Annotated in this window: 2 tRNA genes and 2 rRNA genes; all 4 read left to right on the forward strand. The window is 45.4% G+C overall.

Features of this window, described 5'->3' with window-relative positions:
- A 16S ribosomal RNA gene (locus L0U77_RS11735) occupies positions 1 to 873 on the forward strand; the annotation flags it as partial.
- 82 nt (positions 874 to 955) lie between these two features.
- Positions 956 to 1,029 (forward strand) — tRNA-Ile (locus L0U77_RS11740).
- Positions 1,030 to 1,114: 85 nt separating this feature from the next.
- Positions 1,115 to 1,191: transfer RNA gene (locus tag L0U77_RS11745), tRNA-Ala, on the forward strand.
- A gap of 203 nt (positions 1,192 to 1,394) precedes the next feature.
- Positions 1,395 to 3,041, forward strand: a 23S ribosomal RNA gene (locus L0U77_RS11750); the annotation flags it as partial.

Here is a 3,041-nt window from a genome sequence, read left to right on the forward strand (position 1 = left end):
TTATGACTTTCCTTTAAAAACTGAACTGTAATATAGAAATATCTATTTTCTCCATTAGATTTAAACCTCTTAGATATTGGAATTTGAAGCCCTTGATTTACTGTACATGACGAAAGCGTGGGGAGCGAACAGGATTAGATACCCTGGTAGTCCACGCCGTAAACGATGGATACTAGTTGTTGGACTTCGGTTCAGTGACTAAGCGAAAGTGATAAGTATCCCACCTGGGGAGTACGGTCGCAAGACTGAAACTCAAAGGAATTGACGGGGGCCCGCACAAGCGGTGGAGCATGTGGTTTAATTCGATGATACGCGAGGAACCTTACCAGGGCTTAAATGTGGTCTGACAGCTTTAGAGATAGAGTTTTCTTCGGACAGATCACAAGGTGCTGCATGGTTGTCGTCAGCTCGTGCCGTGAGGTGTCAGGTTAAGTCCTATAACGAGCGCAACCCCTATTGTTAGTTGCTAACAGGTAATGCTGAGGACTCTAGCGAGACTGCCGGTGCAAACCGTGAGGAAGGTGGGGATGACGTCAAATCATCACGGCCCTTACGTCCTGGGCTACACACGTGCTACAATGGTATGGACAATGAGCAGCCACTGGGCGACCAGGAGCGAATCTATAAACCATATCACAGTTCGGATCGGAGTCTGCAACTCGACTCCGTGAAGCTGGAATCGCTAGTAATCGGATATCAGCCATGATCCGGTGAATACGTTCCCGGGCCTTGTACACACCGCCCGTCAAGCCATGGAAGCTGGGGGTGCCTGAAGTTCGTTACCGCAAGGAGCGACCTAGGGTAAAACTGGTAACTAGGGCTAAGTCGTAACAAGGTAGCCGTACCGGAAGGTGCGGCTGGAACACCTCCTTTCTAGAGAAAGATGGTGAGTTACAAAAGGGAAATTTTACTCTTTGCTGTTAATTTTAAAAAACACTAATAATAAGCTATACATAGTCTCGTAGCTCAGCTGGTTAGAGCGCTACACTGATAATGTAGAGGTCGGCAGTTCGAGTCTGCCCGGGACTACAAAAAGGCAAATTATTAGGAAGGAAATTCTAGAGATTAGAGGATTCGACATTCAAATTCTGAATAGTATTCTAGAGTTTATAATGGGGGATTAGCTCAGTTGGCTAGAGCGCTTGCCTTGCACGCAAGAGGTCATCAGTTCGACTCTGATATTCTCCACCAGGCAATGCCTGGAGATAAGCAATTATTTCCAAGAGTATTGTATGGCATTAAAATGCCACAAAGTTCATTGACATATTGGTAAAATGATATCGTAAAGAAATCAAGATAGAGAAGTTAATCTTCGGATTAACAACAATATTTTTATAAAAATAAATAATTATAAAGAGCTCGTTCTAAATAGTAATATTTAGAGCAAAAAGTACAATAAGCTAAATAAGGGCGTATGGCGGATGCCTAGGCTTTCAGAGGCGATGAAGGACGCGATAAGCTGCGATAAGCTACGGGGAGGGGCACATACCTTATAATCCGTAGATTTCCGAATGGGGCAACCCGGCATGTTGAAGACATGTCACCCGAAAGGGGGCAAACCCGGTGAACTGAAACATCTAAGTAACCGGAGGAAGAGAAAACAATAGTGATTCCGTTAGTAGTGGCGAGCGAACGCGGATTAGCCCAAACCAATACTGTTACGGCAGTATTGGGGTTGTAGGGCTGCGACATTAGAATCTTAGAGAACTAGAATTGTCTGGAAAGACAAACCAAAGATAGTGATAGTCTAGTATAGGTAATCGAAGATAATATAGCAGTACCCTGAGTAGTGCGGGACACGAGTAATCCTGTATGAATCCACCGGGACCATCCGGTAAGGCTAAATACTCCTGAAAGACCGATAGTGAACTAGTACCGTGAGGGAAAGGTGAAAAGAACCCTAAGTAAGGGAGTGAAATAGAACCTGAAACCGTACGCCTACAAGCGGTCGGAGCACATTAACTGTGTGACGGCGTGCCTTTTGCATAATGAGCCTACGAGTTACTGTTACTAGCAAGGTTAAGGATTTAAGGTCCGGAGCCGTAGCGAAAGCGAGTCTGAATAGGGCGACCATAGTTAGTAGTAGTAGACGCGAAACCGAGTGATCTACCCATGGGCAGGTTGAAGCTGTAGTAACATACAGTGGAGGACCGAACCAGTTGACGTTGAAAAGTCTTTGGATGACCTGTGGGTAGGGGTGAAAGGCCAATCAAACTCGGAAATAGCTCGTACTCCCCGAAATGCATTTAGGTGCAGCGTTGAGCGAAAGTTTTATAGAGGTAGAGCTACTGATTGGATGCGGGGGCTTCACCGCCTACCAATTCCTGACAAACTCCGAATGCTATAAAATGTTACTCAGCAGTGAGGGCATGGGTGCTAAGGTCCATGTCCGAGAGGGAAAGAACCCAGACCATCAGCTAAGGTCCCCAAATATATGTTAAGTTGAACTAACGAGGTGAAACTGCTTAGACAGCTAGGATGTTGGCTTGGAAGCAGCCATTCATTTAAAGAGTGCGTAACAGCTCACTAGTCGAGCGGTTTTGCATGGATAATAATCGGGCATAAACATATTACCGAAGCTATGGATTTACGTTGAAAGACACGTAAGTGGTAGGGGAGCATTCTATTTGCGCCGAAGGTGTTCTGTAAGGGATGCTGGAGCGGATAGAAAAGAAAATGTAGGCATAAGTAACGATAAAGGGGGCGAGAAACCCCCTCACCGAAAGACTAAGGTTTCCTCAGCGATGCTAATCAGCTGAGGGTTAGTCGGGTCCTAAGGCGAATCCGAAGGGAGTAGTCGATGGATAACAGGTTAATATTCCTGTACTTCTTATAATTGCGATGGGGTGACGGAGTAATGAAAGCACCGCGAACTGACGGAATAGTTCGTTGAAACATGTAGCTATTGGAACTGTAGGCAAATCCGCAGATCTAGGTGAAATGTGATAGTACAACAAATCTTCGGATGCGTTGATAGTGTGCCTAAAGGCTTCCAAGAAAAACCTCTAAGCTTCAGATTATAAGAACCCGTACCGTAAACC

Origin of the sequence: Tenacibaculum piscium (genome assembly GCF_021390715.1) — a bacterium.
In the GTDB taxonomy this organism is placed as follows: domain Bacteria; phylum Bacteroidota; class Bacteroidia; order Flavobacteriales; family Flavobacteriaceae; genus Polaribacter; species Polaribacter piscius.